The sequence below is a fragment of the Roseitranquillus sediminis genome, assembly GCF_016918935.1.
Classification (GTDB): Bacteria; Pseudomonadota; Alphaproteobacteria; order Rhodobacterales; family Rhodobacteraceae; genus Roseitranquillus; species Roseitranquillus sediminis.
Window position 1 is genome coordinate 1 of record NZ_JAFFOB010000019.1, and the last position, 18,800, is coordinate 18,800.

The following is an 18,800-nucleotide window of genomic DNA, read 5'->3' on the forward strand; positions in this document are numbered from 1 at the left end:
CATGAGCACGTGCTCAGGCATATGCCTAAGCCTCCATGGCTATGCCTGGGGGTCCGGTCGAAACGGGGGCCAGTTCATTCAGCGACAATCAGACCTTCCTTGATCAGCGTCGTCTGGGAGTGATCAGTGTCTCAGGAGCCAGTACGACCTCTATTGCCGTCGGACGCGCGAGGCTCGCGTCAGGTCCCCGAGCCAACTAATCGAACACCTCGGTGGCGAGCGCAAAATCCTCCAATTCACTCTCCAGCAGGATGTAGATGTCGTCGGGCGCGGTCGTCATGGCCGGGATCATGAGAAGCGGGCTGACGCCCATCTCGTCGAGGAAGTCCATGACTTCCGCCTGTCCCGCCTGCACGTCGCTCACCGCGAGGAACGCGGGCAGGACCACATTCTGACCAAAGTAGTGCTGGTGAACGCCGATGGCCGCAGCCCTGCTTACGCGCCGCTCGACTCCGCCCGCAAGCATATAGGGACACGCCGAGAGGCACACGGCCCCGGCCCGGCGCATACCCGATCGGCTGGCTCTCTGACCGGATTGACCGACGCACGCTGATCTTCGGCGCGTCCGTCCTCGGTGCGGCGTCCTGCGTGTTCGGGTGGATCACGGGAGGCGATCTCTGGCCGCTGATGGCGGCGGCGTTCTTCGCCGGCGGTGTGACCACACCGCTCTACGCGCTGTTTCTCGCCTACACCAATGATTACCTCTCGGTCGAGGACATGGCGGCGGCGTCCGGCGGCCTCGTGTTCACCTTCGGGTTCGGCGCTATTCTCGGCCCGCTCGCCACCGGTTGGGCCATGGAGCAGTTGGGCCCCTTCGCGTTCTGGCTGGTGCTCTGCGCGACCTTCGGCGCGATTGCGGTCTACGCCCTTTACCGCATGACGAAGCGCGCGGCCGTGTCGGTGGAGCAAACCGAGAGCTACCTGGGCGTCCTGCCCACGGTCTCCCCGGTGGCGGTAGAGGCAGCCGGCAGCTGGGCGGCGGAAAACGCCGAGGCCGGCCGCGAGGCCGAGGCTCGTTCTTGATCCCGGGTCCATACCGCAGCGCGACTGCCAGGGTTTCTCCCTATGGCCTTCGTGTGGCGGAGCTTTACGATGACGCCTCGCCCTGTTGAGCATCGAGGAAGTGGCTTTCCGGAAGCCGACAGCACCTCTCCGGTTCGAAAGAGCGGGCCGGGGCGCTAGAGGCCACGGGACCGCTTCCCGCGAACACCGGACGTTCGGCCAGTCTCCGCCTTCGCAGGCACAGCATCGCATCGTTCCACGTGTCGAACGCGATAGCTCCAAACGGCGAAAGGCACTGAGGAGCCCTCTTCGACCGATGTTGCGCGGCATCGGAAAGCGGCAGATGCGGGGAGCGGCCCCGCCGCCTTGGCGGCAGGGCCATCGAGAGAACCGTCATTGAAGCGGCCGCTGCTCGGGACGCTCGTCGACCGGCAGCATGATATGAGCGTAGGGTGTATCCGGATACATCACATACGGTCCGTCGGTGTCTGGCGTGACCGGCAGGCCGTCCAAGATCGAGTCGTCTGGAACGATGATCATGACGTGCGGCCCCTCGACGACCCAGTTGTTCTCTGGTGACGGACCCTGGGCGTAGGGTTCGATGTTGCTGGCGCCGCCGCCGGACGAATCTCCTGCGAGCATGTAGGCGATGCCAATCCGGTCCGGCGTGAAGTCTTCCTGGTTCTGGTAGGCCTCGAACCAGCCCATCCAGGCTTGGTCAAGGCACATGGGACCAGCGAAGGCCTCGGGCGCCGGCATGCAGGTGAAGGTCTCGTCTCCCTCGCGCAAAAGCGTTCCGTCGAGGGCGCGTACGACGACTTCATCCCGAAGCTGCGGTGGCGCCGCGCTGAGCGCCTCGTCGATCATCGCCTGATCCGATTGCGCGACGGCGGTGCCCGCCATCACAAGACCCGCGGTGACGATCGTGCAGGTTGTCGCCATTCGTGTCATGGTCGTCCTCCTTGCGCGTTGCGTTCGGCCGATCTGCGACCGCGTGCCGAGAGTCGCAGATCGCCGGGCGGGCCTTCCAGTCAATGAACTGTACCACGGGGTCGACAATGGCGACCGCGCGCCCTTACGATTTCGGGCGCGCACAGCCTCCGGAATTCTCATGGCCAAGGATCGCTACCGCCAGTTCTGTCCCGTCGCGATGGCTGCCGAAGTGCTCTGCACCCGCTGGACGATGGTCCTGGTGCGTGAGCTTGTCGCCGGATCGACCCGCTTCAACGATCTGCGGCGCGGCGTTCCACGGATGTCGCCGACGCTGCTGTCCAAGCGCCTCGGCGAGCTCGAGGCGGCCGGCATCGTCCGCCGCGCGCCGATCGAGGGCGAGCCTGCGCATCTCGGCTACGAGCTGACCGAACCGGGGCGGGATCTTGCCCCGGTGGTCGAAGCCGTCGGCATGTGGGGCCAGAAGTGGGTCGAGGCGGAGCCGAGCCTCGGCAACCTCGATCCGGGCCTGCTGATGTGGGACATGCGGCGCAATCTCGACCCGACGCCGATGCCAGAGATCAAGACGGTCATCGCATTCCGGTATCCTGACCAGCCGGAGGAGCGGCGGCACTGGTGGCTGATCGTCGAGCCGGAAGCCGAGGTCGACTTGTGCTCGATCGAACCGGGCTTCGACGTCGACCTCGATGTCGAGACCGATCTCAGGTGCATGACGGCGATCTGGATGGGCCTGACCACCGTCCGCAAGGAGGCGGATCGGGGCCGGCTGGCCCTCACCGGCGACCCCGGGCTCGCGCGGGCGATGCAGGACTGGCTCGGCCTCAGTCCCTTCGCGAGCCAAGAGAAGCGCGTCGGCTGAGCGACGGCGGATCACACATCATGTCAGCTTCTCCCGGGCAGGCGCATCAGGGCGAACTGCCGAAATGTCCCGCTGACTTGACCCTGGCCTAGCCGCCGAAGGCCCGGTCCTCACCGACGTTGGCGGATGCCCTGTGAGCGTGGCAGGGCGTGTTGCAGGCGCAGCGAAGGTCGGCTGCGTCGGGACTCTGTCGAAAAACTCGGAGATCGGCCGCCGGAGGTCCAAGCACCTGGAGATTGTTCCTCAGCAACGATCAATTGGTCTTTTCAGCGGCGACAAGCACCGTCCAATGAGAACGATGATCTACACTTGAACTGCGCTGGAGCGCCTCCGAATTTTTGAACAGAATCTCGGCAAAGCTGCCCCCGTTGGGTTGCCCCAAGTCGATTAAGGCGCGCGGGGGGGTTGCCGAACGCGCCGCATTCAAGCTCCGGTTGCGTACAGGCGCTTGAGCAGGTTCATCACCGTTGAGACGTGCCATCGCCCGCCGCGTCCGGTGAGGATGCCGCGCGCGTTCAGCTCCGCCGCCATTGCCCGCAGGCTGCTTGCTCCGCCCCCACGGACGTCCTCGACCACCGCCCGCAGGTCCTCGGCGTGCTGGTTGGCATTCCGCGCGACCGCCTCCCTGAGCGGCGCACCGCCCCGTCCAGCCCGCCTGACAGCCGCGGCGCCGTTCGGGTTGCCCAGCCGCACCCCGCGCGCCCTGGCCGCCGCTAGCGCCTCCCGCGTGCGCCGGGAGATCGCCTCCCGCTCCTGCTCGGCCACCAGCGCCATGATCCCGACCGTCAGGTCGTTGGCCTCTGGCATGTCAGCGGCGACGAAGCGGACGCTACTGTCCCTCAGCGTCAGCAGGAACGCCGCGTTCCGGCTCAGCCGATCGAGCTTGGCGATAAGCAGCACCGCGCCGGTGACCTTCGCGAGATGCAGTGCCTTCGCCAGCTCCGGCCGGTCGGCGCGCTTCCCGCTCTCCACCTCGGTGAAGCGCGCGATGACCTCGGCGCCCCTCGATGCGACTAGATCGTCGATCGCCTTCCGCTGCGCCTCAAGCCCGAGCCCGCTAGCCCCCTGCCGCTTCGTCGAGACCCGCTCGTAGGCCACGAACCGCTGCGATAATGCCGACGTCGCGCCCATGCCGCCCCCCGTACAGACCTGCCAAACGTTCGTTGCGCAGTTCTGTACCTCGAATGCGGGAACTCGCGTACTCAAATCAGAGGTTTGCTTGGCTTACGCACATCGGCGCTCGCTCCGCCCTGTTGATGCCAGAGTGAGCAACGACCACTCAAACGCGCGCCGGCACAGGATCGCTCGCTGAAATAATGGTATCATAGGATATTTCGTTCATCAAAGTCTCGATGCGCGCCTTCCGCTTCGCGAGTCATTCCGCGCATGATATATGGCTTCCGTTCTCGACGGTGAGGACGGGAGGATCAGAAATGAAGCTGCACACTTTTTCGGGCGGGGCACTTGTGCTTGTCTTGCTGGGGGTTTCGAGCCTTTCTGCGCAGGAGTTTACGAAAGACGATCTATTCGTCGCCCATACGCCGACGGTGGGCGGTCATGTCGGCATGACGCTGCCGCTGTATGTCCGCCACGTCACGGCTGCCAATCCTGCAGGTGAAGTCGCCGAAGAAAATCGAGTCGTTCTTTTTATCCACGGCGGAACGACGCCGGTAGCAGCCGGATATGATCTCGATTTCAGTGACTACAGCTGGATGGAAGCCTTAGCGCAAGAAGGCTTCGACGTCTGGGCGATGGATCAAACCGGCTACGGCGGTTCGGCCCGTCCATTCATGGACGACCCCTGCAACGTCGACCCCGAACTGCAGGACAGTTTGCTCGTCGGCAACGTCCTAGAGGCGACATGCAGCGCCCACCACCCGACAAACTTCAATACGATCCGCGGCGAGTGGGAAGAGATAGGTACCGTTGTCGACCACATTCTGGACGAAACCGGGGCGGACTCCCTGAGCATGATCGGCTGGTCCGCGGGAGGACCGCGCGCGGGCGGATACACCTCTCAGAACCCCGACAAGGTTAACCGCCTCTTTCTTTTCGCACCAAGCGCCCCGAATGCAGAGCGGCAACCGGTAGACAGTCCCGAAGAGGGTTTCACGACGACGCTCCGCGATAAGCAGGGCTTCGGAGAGAGCTGGGCCGAGGACACGCAGTGCGAGGGACAGGTCGAGGAAGGCGCATTGGACGCGTATTGGGAGGCCAGCATGACCTGGGACCCAATCGGAGCGACGTGGGGGCCAGAGGGGCAGCCAGGCTACGTCCGTGGTCCGGTCCGGACGAACGCCGTCTGGACGCCGGACATGGCCGCGGCGCTCCAGGCGCCGCTCCTCGTGATTGCAGGCGAATTCGACGTCCCCGAAACGAGGCGCGAAAGCTATGAACAGGCAGGCTCCCCCGAGAAGGTTTTCGTCCTCGTCGACTGCGCGTCGCACTTCATGCTGTGGGAAAAGCAGCGTCATGCACTCCATGATGCATCAATCGAGTGGCTGCGTGACGGCACGTATCAGGGCGAGTCGTCGGGGGCTTTCCATGTCGGGGAGAATGGTGACGTCGGGGTTCTGAACTGACGATTCGGCAACATGGTCGGGCGGCGACCACGTCGCCCGGCGTCCTTGAGCGGCGCGGCGCCCTGTCCTTCCCGCTCTGATGCGCGGCACCGATGCGACCAGTTAGCCGCGCCCCGCGCGTCCTGGCGGCTGTCAGCAGCTCTCAGGAGCGTACGATCTGGACGAGTGACGGGCAGTCGCACGCTCACAGCTGAAGCGGCTGGAGGACGATCTGGAGGAGCTTCTGCCGGCCCTTGGCGTCAGGCTGCCACGAGAGAGCGGTACAGCGCTGAGATCTCTCCTGGGACCGGTAGTCGCAGAACAGGGCCTCGCCTCATGCGCGCAGGACCGCCGACGCGGTGCCGTCGACGACATCACCCTCTTGATCGCCTGGGCTGGAGAATATCAGCCGCACGATCGTCACCGGCTCGTGCGCCGCCGCTTCCGAAACCTGCACCCGCGACCGCGCCGCGGGAGTCATGCCGAGCTCCGTCATGAACCGCCCCATCAACTCCAGCTGCTTGTTCGCCACCGAGAGCCAAGGCGACTGCTGCACGTAGCCCGAGGGCGTCTTCAGCATCACCGGCGTCTCCTTCATCTTTTCCTCCGCCTCCCCAGCGGCCGTAGGCCTGGCAGTAGGCGGCGAGCGCGGCGCGGTCGATGGAGGTCAAGACGCCGATGTCGTGCAGCGTCTCCGCCACCCGGGCCCACTCGGCGCGGGCGACCTCCGACAGGTGCGGCGGACAGTCCGGCAGATCCTTCGGCGGCTGCGGCTCCGCGTGGTTGTAGGCGCGCTTGCCGGGGTTGCCGTTGGCGCGCGGGATCGCCGTCGGCTGCGGCTTCCTACCCCGCATCGTCGTCGCCCCCGGGAGCTTCCGCGAGTTCGAGACTGGAGAAATGGGCGTTGGCCTCGATGAGCGGGTGTCCCGCCTCCCGCATCCGCCGGTGCAGCCGGCCGAGGAATGCTTCCAGCTGGTCTCCCGCGTCCGCGGTCTCGATGGGACCCCCGGTCCGGAGTGCTCCAGCCGCTCGGTCTCGCGCCATCCGGCCTGCGTCTTGAGGTAGAAGATCGACGAGGTGGTGTCGCCGGAGCGCGCCTTCTGCAGCAGCCCGTTGGCGACGTGACCGCGTACCAGCACGGCTCGTGCTGCCAGTGGTAGTCGCCGCGGGAGAGCACCAGCCGCTCCTTCGCCCAGACGATCTGGCTGCGGATCTCGAAGCCGCAGGCCGCGAGGCTCTCGGCGACTGTGGTGGCGTGCAGGGCGCCATGCCAGACATAGGCCACCTCGCCGGGGAACAGCGCCCAAGCCGCACGCCAATCCGCCCGGTCGTCGTTCAGCACCTTGCCCGTCCGCTTCGTCTCCGAGGCGCCGGCACGGTTGCGCCAGCCCGGGTCGTAGTTCACGCCGTAGGGCGGATCGCTGACCAGGAGATGCGGACTAACCTCGCCCAGCACCCGAGCCACGTCCTCGCCGCTGGTGGCGTCGCCGCAAAGGAGCCGGTGCGCGCCGAGCCGCCAGAGGTCCCCAGGGCGCGAGACTGGGTTCGCCGGCGCCTCCGGCGTCTCCTCCTCGCGCGGGTCGGGCGCGTCGCTCCTGAGCAGCGCGTCGATCTCTCCCGTCTCGAAGCCGAGCGAGGTTAGATCGACGCCGAGGTCCTCCAGCTCGCCCAGCTCCAGTGCCAGCAGCTCCGGGTCCCACCCGGCCTGCAGGGCGAGACGGTTGTCGGCGAGGATATACGCCTGCTTCTGCGCCGGCGTCAGGTGCGCCAGCTCTATCACCGGCACCGTCGCGAGCCCCAGCTGCCGCGCCGCCAGCACCCGCCCGTGGCCGGCGATGATGCCGTCCTCGCCGTCGACCAGCACCGGGTTGGTGAACCCGTATTCCCGGATCGAGCTCGCGATCAGCGCGACCTGCGCCTCCGAGTGGGTGCGGGCGTTGCGGGCGTAGGGGATGAGCTTGTCGATCGGCCGGTGCTCGATGGTGAGGCCGTGGCCCGAGGCAAGCGCCGCCGGATCAGCAGTCCTGCTTCTCTTCGCCTGGTTCTTCCGCTCGACCACGAGGCGCTACGACGCCGATTGTCGATACACCGCTGGTGAGGCGATCGCTTGGGGCCGGAAGTCCTGAACCTTTCTGTCATGCACCGGTTGGGCGCGACGGCCGCCTTCTGCGCCGTGCTGCCGCCAGCGGGATCGGAGGACATGTTCGGTCTGCGGGATGAAGCTGCGGTCCAAAAGACTTCACGACGGTGCCGCCGGTAAGCATGAAGCAAGAGACCATGGCTTGCGGTCGTCGCCCCTTGAGATTGTCCGGAGCGTCAAAACGGGGATGTTCAGGCGATGCGGCGCATCCAGACGATCCACCTCTAAGTTTTCCAAACCCAGACCCACTTAATAGAAATATCATATTAGTATTGGTTGTCCGCCAGTAATTTTCCTTTGCGCGCGGCACCTACCTCCGTACGCTTTCGAGGGCGGCGAGACTGCCGCGCATATCAACATAGATAATGCACTCGCTAAAAGGCTACATCGGAGTGCTCTGCGAGGAGGAGAGAATGATGCGAATGAGTTTGTTGCGAATAGGGCTGATGGCGGCCCTTCCCGTATGTGCCGCTCCGACCCACGTCTTTTCCCAGGCCATGGAATCCGCCGAGCCGTTCAAGGTTGGCACGTTCGTCATCGACGGCGTGGAGACGGTCGGTCTCGTGATGCGAGGTGATTCTCTTATTGTAGATCTGTCGGCCGCGAACCAGGCGCTGGAGCTTGAACCGGAATATGCGGAGATGGACCTCCCGGACGACATGTTGGCATTCATCGAACAGTACGAATACGGCGCGAAAAACCGTGTCTACGAGATCGTCAACTGGATGGTTGAGGAGGACCAGCTGAGCGCCGACAGTCCGCCGGATTACATACATCCAGTCGATTCCGTGGATATCATGGCTCCAATCCAGTATCCCAGCAAGATCATGAACGCGGCCGTGAATTTCTACTCTCACGCCTGCGAAGGCTGCACTGAAGAAGAACTCGCGGCACAAACTCGCGAGCGGCAGGAAAATCGCGGCGTGCCTTACCTCTTTCTCAAGCCTACCCGCGGAGTTGTCATTGGCGACGGCGACGAGATCATCATGCCTTATGGTCGCGACGAGATCGAATACGAAGTCGAGATGGCCATCGTATTCGGGCGGACCGGCAAATACGTCTCGGCCGCACGCGCCTATGACCACGTGTTCGGGTACATGGTCGCGATGGACATCTCGGACCGTGGCGGTCGTCCGCCGGGGGGCTGGGATCAGCGTTCTGATTGGTTCGTGGGCAAGGGACATGACACCTTCGCACCGCACGGTCCGTGGATCGTGCCAAAGGAATTTTTCGGCGACCCGATGGAGCGACTGCATCAGACCACCGTGGTGGACGGCGTCACCGTGCAGGAAGCCCGCGCCGGGGACATGATCCACAATATCCCCGAGCTGATCGAGTATGCCTCGTCGATCATGACGGTTTTCCCCGGTGATGTGCTGCAGAGCGGCACTTCGGGCGGTACCGGCGCTGGACGGGTACAGCGCGCCACCGGTTCCGGCTACCTGGTCGACGGTGAGACCATCCAGGCCAGCATCGAGGGTATCGGCACGCTGACCCACCCGGTGGTCGAGGAGACCAGTGTGCCGGACGATCTTTCGGGGGCGCAGCTGACGCCGACAAGAGAATACCGGGATCAGTAGACGTAGCTCACTGAGGTGGTGAAACGAAAGGCGCCGACGAGCGCTGGCTCGGCGGCGTCTCTTGCTTCTGGCGAGCGAGGCGGCTGGCAGATTCGGATGGCCGATCTGTCGGCTTTCCTGCCGCTGGATGACGGCGCAGCATCTCTCAAGAGGACCTGCAGTTTCACCAGAGTGAGCGGGCTGGATGTCCGCTCCAGCAGGGCGCCGGACACGCCTGGACCCTATTCTAGTCACAGCGCCACTCCGCGAGGTGGTCTAGGGCCGCCTCCAGGCGCTGGCGCACCTCTGCAGCGGACGCGGCGAACCACCACACGCGCTGCCACGAGCGGCCGCGGCCACCCCTTCGATATGCAGCCGATTTAACGGTCATTTCCCTATGAGTACCCCTTATAGGGTTTTGACCGCCAAATCCCGCTCGCACGAGGGACAGCCGCGCCTGGTTCGGATTGTCGAAAAGGTCCGGGTGAAGACATGCCGCATCCGCCGGACTGTCCACTGCCACACCTGCCAGCAGCATCCGCTGCACGATGTCGGGCCTTGCTCCGTCCCACTGCACCACCCGGTCGTGCACCAGCGGCAGCGCGACGTCGGCAAGGACATGGACGTCGAGCGGGTTTTCTGCAGTACGGTTCACCCCGCGCCCGCGGCCGATCGCCTGGATCAGCTCGTCGTCGCAGATCGCCGCCCGCAGCAGTTCGGCCTTCGGATCGCCGTGCTCGACCACCTCGACCGCTCGGCTGGTGCCGTCGCGCATCCTGACGCCGCGGGTCACCTTGCGGTAGCTGCCCTCAGACGCGTGGGCCAGCAGCGCGGCGGTCGGGGACAGCAGATCGGCGTCAGACGGCAGCGGCCGGCCTATGACGATCAGGGACCGCACCTCGCGGTAGGCGTCGAGCCCGGCGATGGCGTTGAAGTGGGCCACGGAGACGTTGGGGATGCCGGCGAAGGCCGCCTCGATGCTCTTGTAGGTCACCACCAGCACCTTGCCCGGCGCCACCTTGGCCGCCTGCCACCGGACATAGTCGACGCACTCCCGTCGGCGGTTGCCGCGCCGTCGGGCCTCGGCTTGCGCGAGCCCCGGCGTCGGGCAGAGCATGCCCTTGCCGAAGCTGCTGGTGACCAGCGTGAGGTGCATGTTCGGCGCGGCCGCCTCCACTTCCCCAGTCCGGAGGCGCGGCAGGATCGTGCGCGCAAGCTCCGGCCGCAGCGTCGCGTCGAGATGCAGCACCGGCTTGCCGGCCAGGGAGGTATGGACGCGCTTCACACCCCGAACCAGGACATGGCGCGCGTTCCCCGCCATCTCGACGCAGACCCGCCCGTCGCGCTCTGCGCCGCTCGCGAGGAGGTCGGCCAGCGCGATCCAGAGCGCGACGAAGCTCCGAGCGCGGGAATTGGTCGAGGCGACGCGCCGCGACATCTTCCGCAGCGACGGCGTCATTCCCGGCCTCAGCTTCGGGTTCCGGACCAGCCGCTCCTCCAGCCTCGCCGCGAGCCGGCACGCCTCTGCAGTCAGACCGGCCGAGAGCAGGGACTTGCGCGGCACCGGCCCTTCGCAGGACGAGAGGGCTGATTGGAGCGTCGTCCGCAGATCGTGGAGGTCGGCCATGTCCGCCATCGGATCGGAGCCCGCGCGCGGCCGCAGCGACCCTGCCAGAAGCGTCAGTGTGTCGAGCGGGATCGGCACATGCTCCTGCTCGGCGCGCTGCCAGCAGCCCTCGTCGACGATGACGAGGCCGACGTCGTCGGTGTTGCCGGAGAAGCCGGTGAAGAGCGCGTCGTAGGTTGCGACCACCACGGCGGCCGCCGCCACCTCGCGCAGGTTCTCCTGCTTAGGACAGCCCTCGAAGAACCGGCAGGTCTGCCCGGTCCGGTCGCGGCAGACCGACGATTGCACCTCGATCCCGGCTTCAATGGCGATGTCCACCGCATCGGTGTCGCGGCACATCGGCTCCGGGCGCTGCTGGTCCTCGTCGAGGGCTGCAGCCAGACCCGCTTCCGTCCATTGCCGGGCAAGGTCGCGGCGAATGTCGCGCTCGGCGTTGCGGATCAGCGTCGCGGCGATCCGCTTCGGCGGCGGATACTGATCGCGCTCAACATCGATCTCGTGGTCCAGCATGGGCTGAGCAATGTGACCGAGCAGAACACGGAACGCCTGACGCCAGTGTTCGACGAGGAAAACCCGATCGGTGCAACCGGGTTGATGCGCACCTGGTACACGACCAAGCCGTGCTTCCCGACGACCAAATCGCACATCAGCCATCTGGTGGGAGATTCTGCCTGGGAGGGCCACGCGGCCAACGTCTTCGAGAAGCGCGATGACGTTCTCTCATATGCGAAGAACGATCACCTGGGCTTTCAGATCTATTACATGTGGGCGGGCTCCCGGCGGCGATACGTCCCGGATATCCTGGTCCGCCTTGCTGGCGGCACCATCCTCGCGCTCGAGATCAAGGGTACCGACAGCCCTCAGAACAAGGCGAAGCGGGACGCGCTGAACGAATGGGTGAAGGCGATCAACGCAGCAGGCGGTTTCGGACGCTGGGCTTGGGATGTCGCGTTCAAGCCGGGCGAGGTGCAGGACATCATCGCGAGGCACGCTGCCGTCGTCGAGCCTGCAGAATAGAGCTGGCGTTTCAGCCAAAGCGCGACAGAGTTGTTCGATCCCGGTTCCATCTCGATGGCGCCACTAGCATCGAAGTGTTCAGGTCAGCCTTCGATCTGTTCCCTTATTTTCTGAGGCTTACAGGCTCTACACCAAAATCGGGCAGTCGAGAGGTCCGGAGAATATCGACCCTGGGAGACCGCTTCCGGGCCTTCTGGCGCCGGGGCCAGTGCTAAGCCCCTCCTGCATAACCCTCTAAAACAACGAGAAAATCCGGCCGCAGCCGGATCGGGAGAACGCTTTCGCGGGTGCAAGTGGCGGAGAGACAGGGATTCGAACCCTGGGAGGGGTTGCCCCCTCAACGGTTTTCGAAACCGTCCCGTTCGACCACTCCGGCACCTCTCCGCGAAGGGTCGCGGGTCCAATAATGCGCGCGCCAGGGCCATGCAAGGGAGAAATCCTCCGGCCCTTCCCCCTGCCACGGAGCGTGATAGGTGTGCGGACATGAGAAATGTTGCACGCCTGCTCGCGGCGCTGAGCGTTGCGCTGATCATGATCCTGCCCGCTGCAGGCATGGCGCGGGCCGATGGGTCGGCGCTATGGGAGATGCTGCGGCTCGACGAGCTTGCAGCGATAATGGCGGAGGAGGGGCAGGCCTACGGTGACGATCTCGCCGAGCAGCTCTTCGAGGGCGGCGGCGGACCGTCGTGGGATGCCTTCGTTGCGGAGCAGTACGATCCGGAGCGTTTGATCCGGCAGATCCGGCCGATGTTCGCCAGCGCGCTGGACGCGGCCGGCAGCGACGATCTCGAAGCCTTCTACGGCAGCGACCTCGGACAGCGCATCGTGGAGAACGAGCTCGAGGCGCGGGTCGCGTTCCTGGACGAGGAGGTCGAGGAGGCGGCCTACGAGATGGCCGATGCACAGGCTTCCGCCGATCCGGAACGGAGCGCGCTGATCGAGGAGTTCATCGAGGTCAACGATCTGGTCGAGGCGAACGTCGCAGCGGCCCTGACCTACAGCTATGCCTTCAACCTCGGTCTGGTCGATGGCGAGGCGTTTGAGGGCAGCATGACCGCCGCCGACGCGCTTGCGGAAACGTGGACGCAGGAGGACGCCATCCGCGCCGACAACCGGCGGTGGCTGGTGGCGCAGCTCTCCATGGCCTTCACGCCTCTCTCCGACGAGGAAATCCGCGAATACATCGAGATCTCGCGCTCGCCTCAGGGTCAGGCTTTGAACACTGCCTTCTTCACGGCCTTCGAGCCGGCGCTGACCGATATCGCCCGGGCGCTTGGCGAGGGCGTGGCCCGCTTCATGGCGGGTCGGGACATCTGAGGCTTGACAGGCGCGGACGTCTCTTCGATAAGCCCGCATTCCGGCGGGCCGAAGTCCGGCCGGAGTGACAACATTCGCTCCGCGAGGGGCGCGCTGTCCCAGGTGGCAAATGCCGAGAACGCCCGCCGCGACGGGGGCCGAAGGACGCGGTAGACGAAGGAAGATGCAGATGTTTGCGGTCCTCAAGACCGGCGGCAAGCAGTACAGGGTCCAGTCGGGCGACGTGCTGCGGGTCGAGAAGCTGGCGGCACAGGCCGGCGAGACGGTGAATTTCCAGGAGATCCTGATGGTGGGCGGCGAGAACACGATTCTCGGCACGCCGCTTGTGCAGGGCGCCTCGGTCCAGGCCGAAGTTATTGACCAGATCAAGGGCGAGAAGGTCATCCACTATGTCAAGCGCCGCCGGAAGCACTCGTCGCAGCGCACCAAGGGGCACCGTCAGCAGCTGACGCTGCTCCGCGTGACGGACATCCTCACCGACGGCAAGTCGTCGGGTGCGGCGAAGAAGACCCGGAAGGCCGAGCCCACGGCGGCGGAAGCGCCGAAGGGTTCCGAGCCTGCGAACCTGCTGAGCGAGGCACGCGGCGGCCAGCCCGACGACCTGAAGAAGATCGAAGGCGTCGGCCCGAAGCTCGAGAAGCTGCTGCACGAGAATGGCGTCTATCACTTCGATCAGATCGCCGCCTGGTCCGACGAGGAGGTCGCCTACATGGACGACAAGCTCTCGTTCAAGGGCCGCATCGCGCGCGACAACTGGATCGAGCAGGCGAAGAACTTCGCCTCTGAAGAGGAGTAACGGCTCATGGCACACAAGAAAGCGGGCGGCTCGTCACGCAACGGCCGCGACAGCGCCGGCCGCAGGCTGGGCGTCAAGAAGTTCGGCGGCGAGGCCGTGATTCCGGGCAACATCATCGTGCGTCAGCGCGGCACCAAGTGGTGGCCGGGCAGCGGCACGGGCCTCGGTCGTGACCACACCATCTTCGCGACGGAGGAGGGTCATGTGACCTTCGCCAAGGGCCTGAAGGGACGCACCTTCATCCACGTGGTGCCAGCCGCCGAAGCCGCCGAATAAACCGCCTCATAACGAACGTGAGATAGGGGACCGGCGGAAGGCCGGTCCCCGTCGCATTTTGCGGCCACCGGTTCCTGTGCCGCCGCCGGGAGGATGAAGTCATGAAAGATGCCGTCCTGGAGCAGCCGGTCATCGAGGCGGAGCGGTTCAAGTTGCGGCCGCTCCGTCGCTCGGACGCCGGACTGATCGGGCTCTACGCGTCCGACGAGCGTCTCGCGCGGATGACTTCGCGCATTCCGCACCCGCTGCCGCCGGGCCAGACAGAGGCATACCTGGCGCGGGCGACGGCTCCGGATCGCAGCGAGGACGTCTGGGCGATCGATGGCACCGCGATCGGCCGGGACGAAGTGCTGGGCGTGGTCTCGCTCAAGCGGTTGGATCGCAGACAGTCCGAGGTCGGGTACTGGGTCGCACCGGCGCTCTGGAACACCGGCATCGCATCAGAGGCGGTCTCGGCGATGGTGGAGGCGAATCCGCACGAGGTCGACACGCTGTTCGCGGAGGTGTTCCAGGACAATCCCGGCTCGGCGCGAGTGCTCACGAACTGCGGCTTCGACTATCTGGGCGACGCCGAGACCTATTCCGTGGCGCGCCGGGCGACCGTGCCGACCTGGACCTATTCGAGACGCATGCAGCGCGCTTGATGCCGCCCGCCCGATCCTCTAGTGCGAGGGCCTTGGGCGGAGCGGCACGATGAAGTTCCTCGATCTCGCGAAAGTATACATCCGCTCGGGCTCGGGTGGCGCCGGGGCGATGAGCTTCCGGCGCGAGAAGTTCGTCGAGTTCGGCGGCCCTGACGGCGGCGACGGCGGGCGCGGCGGCGACGTGTGGGCCGAGGCGGTCGAAGGGCTGAACACCCTCATCGACTTTCGCTATCAGCAGCACTTCTTCGCGCGAAACGGGCAGGGTGGCATGGGCCGCCAGCGCACCGGGAAAGACGGCGACGACATCGTGTTGCGCGTCCCGGTGGGTACCGAGATCCTGGAGGAGGACGAGGAGACGGTCGTCGCCGACCTCGCCCGCCCCGGCGATCGGGTGCTGCTGGCCAAGGGCGGCAACGGCGGGTGGGGCAACCTGCGCTTCAAGACCTCGACGAACCAGGCGCCGCGGCGCGCCAATCCGGGGCAGGAGGGGGTCGAGCGCGCCCTCTGGTTGCGACTGAAGCTCATTGCAGACGTGGGGCTGCTGGGGCTGCCGAACGCTGGCAAGTCGACCTTTCTCGCGGCGGTGTCGAACGCGCGGCCAAAGATCGCGGACTATCCGTTCACGACGCTGCACCCCAATCTTGGCGTGGTCGGTGTCGACAACGTGGAGTTCGTGGTCGCCGATATCCCCGGTCTGATCGAGGGCGCGTCCGAAGGCCGCGGTATCGGCGACCGGTTCCTTGGCCACGTTGAGCGCTGCTCCGTCCTGCTGCACCTGATCGACGGCACGTCGGAGGACGTTGTGGCGGACCGGGAGACGGTGCTGGCGGAGCTGGAGGCATATGGCGGTGCGCTCGCCGACAAGCCGCGCGTGACGGCGCTGAACAAGGTCGACGCGCTCGACGACGAGACGCGGGCCGAACGCTTGGCGGAACTGCGCGAGGCGGTGGGCGACGAGGTTTTCGCAATGTCAGGGGTGAGCCGAGAGGGGCTGACGGAAGTGCTGCGCGCGCTCCGCGCCCGGATCGACGGCGACCGCCTGCGCCAGAAGGCCGTGGGCGTGCAGGAGAGCGAGCCGTGGCGTCCCTAACCGACGCGCGCCGGGTCGTCGTCAAGATCGGATCGGCCCTGCTCGTCGACAGCCGGGCGGGAGCGCTCCGCGCGGCATGGCTGCGCGATCTGGCCGAGGACGTGGCCTGGCTGCGCGGTTTGGGCGTGGACGTGGTGTTGGTCTCTTCGGGCTCCATTGCGCTCGGGCGGCAGGTCCTGGCGCTGCCGCAGGGTCCGCTGACGCTGGAGCAGAGCCAGGCGGCGGCCGCGGTCGGGCAGATCCGCCTGGCGCGCGCCTACGAGGAGGTGCTGGCGCCGCACGGCATCATCACCGGGCAGGTGCTGGTCACCTTGGAGGACAGCGCCAACCGACGCCGCTACCTTAACTCCCGCGCAACGCTCCAGCATCTGCTGAGGCTCGGTGTCGTGCCGATTGTGAATGAGAACGACACCGTCGCCACCGACGAGATACGGTATGGTGACAACGACCGACTGGCCGCACAGGTCGCCGCGACTGTCGTGGCCGACCGGCTGGTGCTGCTCAGCGACGTCGATGGCTTCTACACCGCCGATCCGCGGAGCGACCCGACCGCGCGTCGGCTCGACCGGATCGATCGGATCACGCCCGAGATCGAGGCCATGGCAGGCGATGCGGGAACAGGCCTTTCCAAGGGCGGCATGCGGACCAAGCTGATGGCGGCCAAGACCGCCGTGGCGGCCGGCTGCACCATGGCCATAACCGAGGGATCGGTGGCGCGCCCGCTCTCGGCGCTGGAGAATGGCGCGCCTGCGACATGGTTCTTGGCCGAGACCGATCCCCACGCGGCGCGCAAGCGGTGGATCGCGGCGATGAAGCCGTCCGGCGCAGTCCGCGTCGACGCCGGTGCCGCCGGAGCGCTGCGGCAGGGGCGGTCGCTGCTGCCCGCGGGCGTGACCGAGGTCTCGGGCGAGTTCGGCCGTGGTGAGCCGGTCTCGATACTGGACGAGAGCGGTGCGCGGTTGGGGCAGGGCCTCTCGCGCTATACGGCCGAGGAGGCGCGGCTAATCCGCGGCCGGCGCTCCGGTGACATTGCCGCGACGCTAGGGTATCCGGGACGGGCGGCGCTCATCCACAGGGACGACATGGTGCTATGAAGGACATGGACGACATCCACGCGATGATGAGGGCCATTGGATCGCAGGCGCGCGAGGCGGCGGCCGAGCTGGCCGTGGCGGACGCGGCAACCCGGCGCGCCGCGCTCGAGGCGGCGGCGGCCTCCATCTCGGAACGGCGGGACGAGATCTTGACCGCCAATGCCAGGGATCTGGAATTCGGGCGCGAGAAGGGCCTGTCGGACGCGATGATCGACCGCCTGATGCTGGACGGGTCGCGCATCCGCGGTATCGAGGGCGGGCTTCGCGCCGTGGCGGCGCAGGACGATCCTGTGGGTCGCGTACTGGCCGACTGGACGCGGCCGAATGGCCTGCGCATCCGCCGCGTCTCGCAGCCGCTCGGCGTGATCGGCGTGATCTACGAGAGCCGGCCGAACGTGACGGCCGACGCCGGGGCGCTCTGCCTCAAGGCAGGCAACGCGGTGATCCTGCGCGGCGGCTCCGAGAGCTTCCATTCCTCGGCCGCGATTCATGCTTGTCTCGTCGAGGGCCTGCGCAGGGTCGAACTGCCTGAGACGGCGATCCAGCTCGTCCCGACGCGCGACCGGGCGGCGGTGAGCGAGATGCTGACGATGACGGAGACGATCGACGTGATCGTGCCGCGCGGCGGCAAGCAGCTCGTCGGCCTCGTCCAGCGCGAGGCGCGGGTGCCTGTCTTCGCGCACCTCGAAGGCATCGTTCACATCTATGTCGATGCGGTCGCTGATCCCGAAAAGGCGCTGCGGGTGGTGCTGAACGCCAAGACGCGGCGCACGGGCATCTGCGGCGCGGCGGAGTGTCTGCTGATCCACCGCGACGCGGCCGACACGCTGGGGGAAGGTCTGGTGCGGGCGCTACTTGACGCGGGCGTCGAGGTGCGCGCGGACGAGACCCTGCAGAAGATCGAAGGCACGGTTCCGGCGGGGGCAGATGATTGGGGACGCGAATTCCTCGACAAGATCATCGCGGCGCGCGTCGTCGACGACGTCGACGCGGCCATCGCCCACATTCGCCGCTACGGCAGCGCCCATACCGACTGCATCCTGACCGACGACGACTCGGCGGCGGAGCGCTTCTTCGCCCGGCTCGACAGCGCGATCCTGATGCGCAACGCCTCCACTCAATTTGCGGACGGCGGTGAGTTCGGCATGGGCGCCGAGATCGGGATCTCGACCGGAAAGATGCACGCGCGCGGCCCGGTCGGCGCCGAGCAGCTTACGACGTTCCGCTATCTGGTCGAGGGCGAAGGGACGGTTCGAACCTAGAACGAGACGCCGATCGACTTCTCGCCCGTCTCGGTTCGCAGCTTGCGACCGATCTTCTGCGCGGTCTCCGGCGCCAGGGCGAAGTGGACGTTGGCCGAGGTCAGCTCGACCGCGGCATCGGGGTTATCCAGAAGCTGCCACATCCGATCGTTCAAGGAGAGGCGTTCGGCGGTGCCGGCAACGTTCCAGATGCCGTCGTCGTGCCGCACGGTCACGCGGCCGCCCCAAGGCAACGCCGTCTCGAAGCAGAGCAGCAGCAGGAATACAAGCTTGACCTCCTCGCGCCGCCCGTCCCGCTCGACCTGCCAGTCCACCTTGATGCGCGACGTCTTGTAGACGTCCCTCAGCACAAGCCCGACCTCGGAGTTTCCGAGCCGCTGGTCCGGGTTCGCCACTCCGAAAGCTATACGGAAGAAGCGGATGCGTGCGTTGGCATTCTCGACGCTCTCGGAGATCAGCGCGACTTCGGGCATGGTCGCGGGCGACGACATGTTCAGAAGCTCGACGCCGTTGCCGATCGCGCCAAGCGGGCTGATAAGGTCGTGACAGATGCGCGACCCGAGGAGCGCGTTCAGGTCGTGCTTGCTCATCGCCGTGCCGATCCG

16 protein-coding genes, 1 tRNA gene and 4 pseudogenes are annotated in these 18,800 nt (G+C 66.3%); 12 read left to right on the forward strand and 9 right to left on the reverse strand.

Annotation, left to right across the window (positions count from 1 at the left end; genetic code table 11):
- Nucleotides 1–196 precede the first annotated feature (196 nt).
- Entirely contained in the window at nt 197–466 is a 270-nt protein-coding gene (locus JM664_RS13510) for a hypothetical protein (RefSeq protein ID WP_227420460.1), read from the reverse strand.
- A gap of 41 nt (nt 467–507) precedes the next feature.
- Between JM664_RS13510 and JM664_RS13515 the strand changes: the two are divergent.
- Nucleotides 508–1,023, forward strand: a pseudogene (locus JM664_RS13515) (MFS transporter); the annotation flags it as partial.
- A 372-nt stretch (nt 1,024–1,395) separates the two neighbouring features.
- On the opposite strand, the gene JM664_RS13520 reads toward JM664_RS13515, so the two are convergent.
- Complete coding sequence (locus JM664_RS13520) at nt 1,396–1,953, reverse strand: hypothetical protein (protein ID WP_227420461.1); 558 nt, start codon at nt 1,951–1,953, stop codon at nt 1,396–1,398.
- Between the two features lie 160 nt (nt 1,954–2,113).
- Between JM664_RS13520 and JM664_RS13525 the strand changes: the two genes are divergently transcribed.
- Nucleotides 2,114–2,812: a winged helix-turn-helix transcriptional regulator gene (locus tag JM664_RS13525; RefSeq protein ID WP_227420462.1), complete on the forward strand. Its 699-nt coding sequence runs from the start codon at nt 2,114–2,116 to the stop codon at nt 2,810–2,812.
- Nucleotides 2,813–3,235: 423 nt separating this feature from the next.
- Here JM664_RS13525 and JM664_RS13530 read toward each other — a convergent pair whose 3' ends face one another.
- The gene (locus JM664_RS13530) at nt 3,236–3,943 is read right to left on the reverse strand and encodes a recombinase family protein (RefSeq protein ID WP_227420463.1); all 708 of its coding nucleotides are present in this window, start codon (nt 3,941–3,943) and stop codon (nt 3,236–3,238) included.
- A gap of 302 nt (nt 3,944–4,245) precedes the next feature.
- Here JM664_RS13530 and JM664_RS13535 point away from each other — a divergent pair, with 302 nt between their 5' ends.
- Nucleotides 4,246–5,394, forward strand: coding sequence for an alpha/beta hydrolase (locus JM664_RS13535; RefSeq protein WP_227420464.1), 1,149 nt, complete (start codon nt 4,246–4,248; stop codon nt 5,392–5,394).
- Between the two features lie 313 nt (nt 5,395–5,707).
- Here JM664_RS13535 and JM664_RS18750 read toward each other — a convergent pair whose 3' ends face one another.
- The 3 genes and pseudogenes from JM664_RS18750 to JM664_RS13545 form a co-directional block, all read right to left on the reverse strand.
- Complete coding sequence (locus JM664_RS18750) at nt 5,708–5,971, reverse strand: P27 family phage terminase small subunit (RefSeq protein WP_264465714.1); 264 nt, start codon at nt 5,969–5,971, stop codon at nt 5,708–5,710.
- Between the two features lie 67 nt (nt 5,972–6,038).
- Nucleotides 6,039–6,227, reverse strand: a pseudogene (locus tag JM664_RS18755) (phage terminase small subunit P27 family); the annotation flags it as partial.
- Nucleotides 6,228–6,496: 269 nt separating this feature from the next.
- Nucleotides 6,497–7,354 (reverse strand): annotated as a pseudogene (locus tag JM664_RS13545) (DNA methylase); the annotation flags it as partial.
- 572 nt (nt 7,355–7,926) lie between these two features.
- Between JM664_RS13545 and JM664_RS13550 the strand changes: the two are divergent.
- Nucleotides 7,927–9,093 carry a fumarylacetoacetate hydrolase family protein gene (locus JM664_RS13550; protein ID WP_227420465.1) on the forward strand — a complete coding sequence of 389 codons (1,167 nt, stop codon included), beginning with the start codon at nt 7,927–7,929 and terminating at the stop codon, nt 9,091–9,093.
- 226 nt (nt 9,094–9,319) lie between these two features.
- Here the strand turns inward: JM664_RS13550 and JM664_RS13555 are convergent, their stop codons facing one another.
- Nucleotides 9,320–11,017 (reverse strand): hypothetical protein, encoded by a 1,698-nt coding sequence (locus JM664_RS13555; RefSeq protein ID WP_227420466.1) that lies wholly within the window; start codon nt 11,015–11,017, stop codon nt 9,320–9,322.
- Nucleotides 11,018–11,152: 135 nt separating this feature from the next.
- Here JM664_RS13555 and JM664_RS13560 point away from each other — a divergent pair.
- Nucleotides 11,153–11,716: pseudogene (locus tag JM664_RS13560) on the forward strand (restriction endonuclease); the annotation flags it as partial.
- 294 nt (nt 11,717–12,010) lie between these two features.
- On the opposite strand, the gene JM664_RS13565 reads toward JM664_RS13560, so the two are convergent.
- Nucleotides 12,011–12,100: transfer RNA gene (locus JM664_RS13565), tRNA-Ser, on the reverse strand.
- A 99-nt stretch (nt 12,101–12,199) separates the two neighbouring features.
- On the opposite strand from JM664_RS13565, the gene JM664_RS13570 reads away from it, so the two are divergent.
- From JM664_RS13570 to JM664_RS13600, 7 genes are all read left to right on the forward strand, one after another.
- On the forward strand, nt 12,200–13,033 hold the full coding sequence (locus tag JM664_RS13570) for a DUF2059 domain-containing protein (protein ID WP_227420468.1): 834 nt from the start codon (nt 12,200–12,202) through the stop codon (nt 13,031–13,033).
- Nucleotides 13,034–13,202: 169 nt separating this feature from the next.
- The gene (locus tag JM664_RS13575) at nt 13,203–13,829 is read left to right on the forward strand and encodes a 50S ribosomal protein L21 (RefSeq protein WP_227420469.1); all 627 of its coding nucleotides are present in this window, start codon (nt 13,203–13,205) and stop codon (nt 13,827–13,829) included.
- Between the two features lie 6 nt (nt 13,830–13,835).
- The gene (gene rpmA, locus JM664_RS13580) at nt 13,836–14,105 is read left to right on the forward strand and encodes a 50S ribosomal protein L27 (RefSeq protein WP_227420470.1); all 270 of its coding nucleotides are present in this window, start codon (nt 13,836–13,838) and stop codon (nt 14,103–14,105) included.
- A 101-nt stretch (nt 14,106–14,206) separates the two neighbouring features.
- Entirely contained in the window at nt 14,207–14,749 is a 543-nt protein-coding gene (locus JM664_RS13585; RefSeq protein ID WP_227420471.1) for a GNAT family N-acetyltransferase, read from the forward strand.
- Between the two features lie 49 nt (nt 14,750–14,798).
- Nucleotides 14,799–15,839, forward strand: a complete 1,041-nt coding sequence (gene obgE, locus JM664_RS13590) for a GTPase ObgE (RefSeq protein ID WP_227420472.1) — start codon at nt 14,799–14,801, stop codon at nt 15,837–15,839.
- Entirely contained in the window at nt 15,827–16,933 is a 1,107-nt protein-coding gene (gene proB, locus JM664_RS13595; RefSeq protein WP_227420473.1) for a glutamate 5-kinase, read from the forward strand. The genes obgE and proB overlap by 13 nt, the downstream gene beginning before the upstream one ends.
- Complete coding sequence (locus JM664_RS13600; RefSeq protein WP_227420474.1) at nt 16,930–18,195, forward strand: glutamate-5-semialdehyde dehydrogenase; 1,266 nt, start codon at nt 16,930–16,932, stop codon at nt 18,193–18,195. The genes proB and JM664_RS13600 overlap by 4 nt, the downstream gene beginning before the upstream one ends.
- Here JM664_RS13600 and JM664_RS13605 read toward each other — a convergent pair.
- Nucleotides 18,192–18,785 carry a histidine phosphotransferase family protein gene (locus JM664_RS13605; protein WP_227420475.1) on the reverse strand — a complete coding sequence of 198 codons (594 nt, stop codon included), beginning with the start codon at nt 18,783–18,785 and terminating at the stop codon, nt 18,192–18,194. The genes JM664_RS13600 and JM664_RS13605 overlap by 4 nt on opposite strands.
- Nucleotides 18,786–18,800 lie beyond the last annotated feature (15 nt).

What these genes read in the sequence shown, in the direction of transcription:
- JM664_RS13510 (WP_227420460.1), bottom strand. Translation starts at nt 466, where the DNA reads ATGCTTGCGGGCGGAGTCGAGCGGCGCGTAAGCAGGGCTGCGGCCATC.
- JM664_RS13520 (WP_227420461.1), bottom strand. Translation starts at nt 1,953, where the DNA reads ATGACACGAATGGCGACAACCTGCACGATCGTCACCGCGGGTCTTGTG.
- JM664_RS13525 (WP_227420462.1), top strand. Translation starts at nt 2,114, where the DNA reads ATGGCCAAGGATCGCTACCGCCAGTTCTGTCCCGTCGCGATGGCTGCC.
- JM664_RS13530 (WP_227420463.1), bottom strand. Translation starts at nt 3,943, where the DNA reads ATGGGCGCGACGTCGGCATTATCGCAGCGGTTCGTGGCCTACGAGCGG.
- JM664_RS13535 (WP_227420464.1), top strand. Translation starts at nt 4,246, where the DNA reads ATGAAGCTGCACACTTTTTCGGGCGGGGCACTTGTGCTTGTCTTGCTG.
- JM664_RS18750 (WP_264465714.1), bottom strand. Translation starts at nt 5,971, where the DNA reads ATGAAGGAGACGCCGGTGATGCTGAAGACGCCCTCGGGCTACGTGCAG.
- JM664_RS13550 (WP_227420465.1), top strand. Translation starts at nt 7,927, where the DNA reads ATGATGCGAATGAGTTTGTTGCGAATAGGGCTGATGGCGGCCCTTCCC.
- JM664_RS13570 (WP_227420468.1), top strand. Translation starts at nt 12,200, where the DNA reads ATGAGAAATGTTGCACGCCTGCTCGCGGCGCTGAGCGTTGCGCTGATC.
- JM664_RS13575 (WP_227420469.1), top strand. Translation starts at nt 13,203, where the DNA reads ATGTTTGCGGTCCTCAAGACCGGCGGCAAGCAGTACAGGGTCCAGTCG.
- rpmA (WP_227420470.1), top strand. Translation starts at nt 13,836, where the DNA reads ATGGCACACAAGAAAGCGGGCGGCTCGTCACGCAACGGCCGCGACAGC.
- JM664_RS13585 (WP_227420471.1), top strand. Translation starts at nt 14,207, where the DNA reads ATGAAAGATGCCGTCCTGGAGCAGCCGGTCATCGAGGCGGAGCGGTTC.
- obgE (WP_227420472.1), top strand. Translation starts at nt 14,799, where the DNA reads ATGAAGTTCCTCGATCTCGCGAAAGTATACATCCGCTCGGGCTCGGGT.
- JM664_RS13600 (WP_227420474.1), top strand. Translation starts at nt 16,930, where the DNA reads ATGAAGGACATGGACGACATCCACGCGATGATGAGGGCCATTGGATCG.
- JM664_RS13605 (WP_227420475.1), bottom strand. Translation starts at nt 18,785, where the DNA reads ATGAGCAAGCACGACCTGAACGCGCTCCTCGGGTCGCGCATCTGTCAC.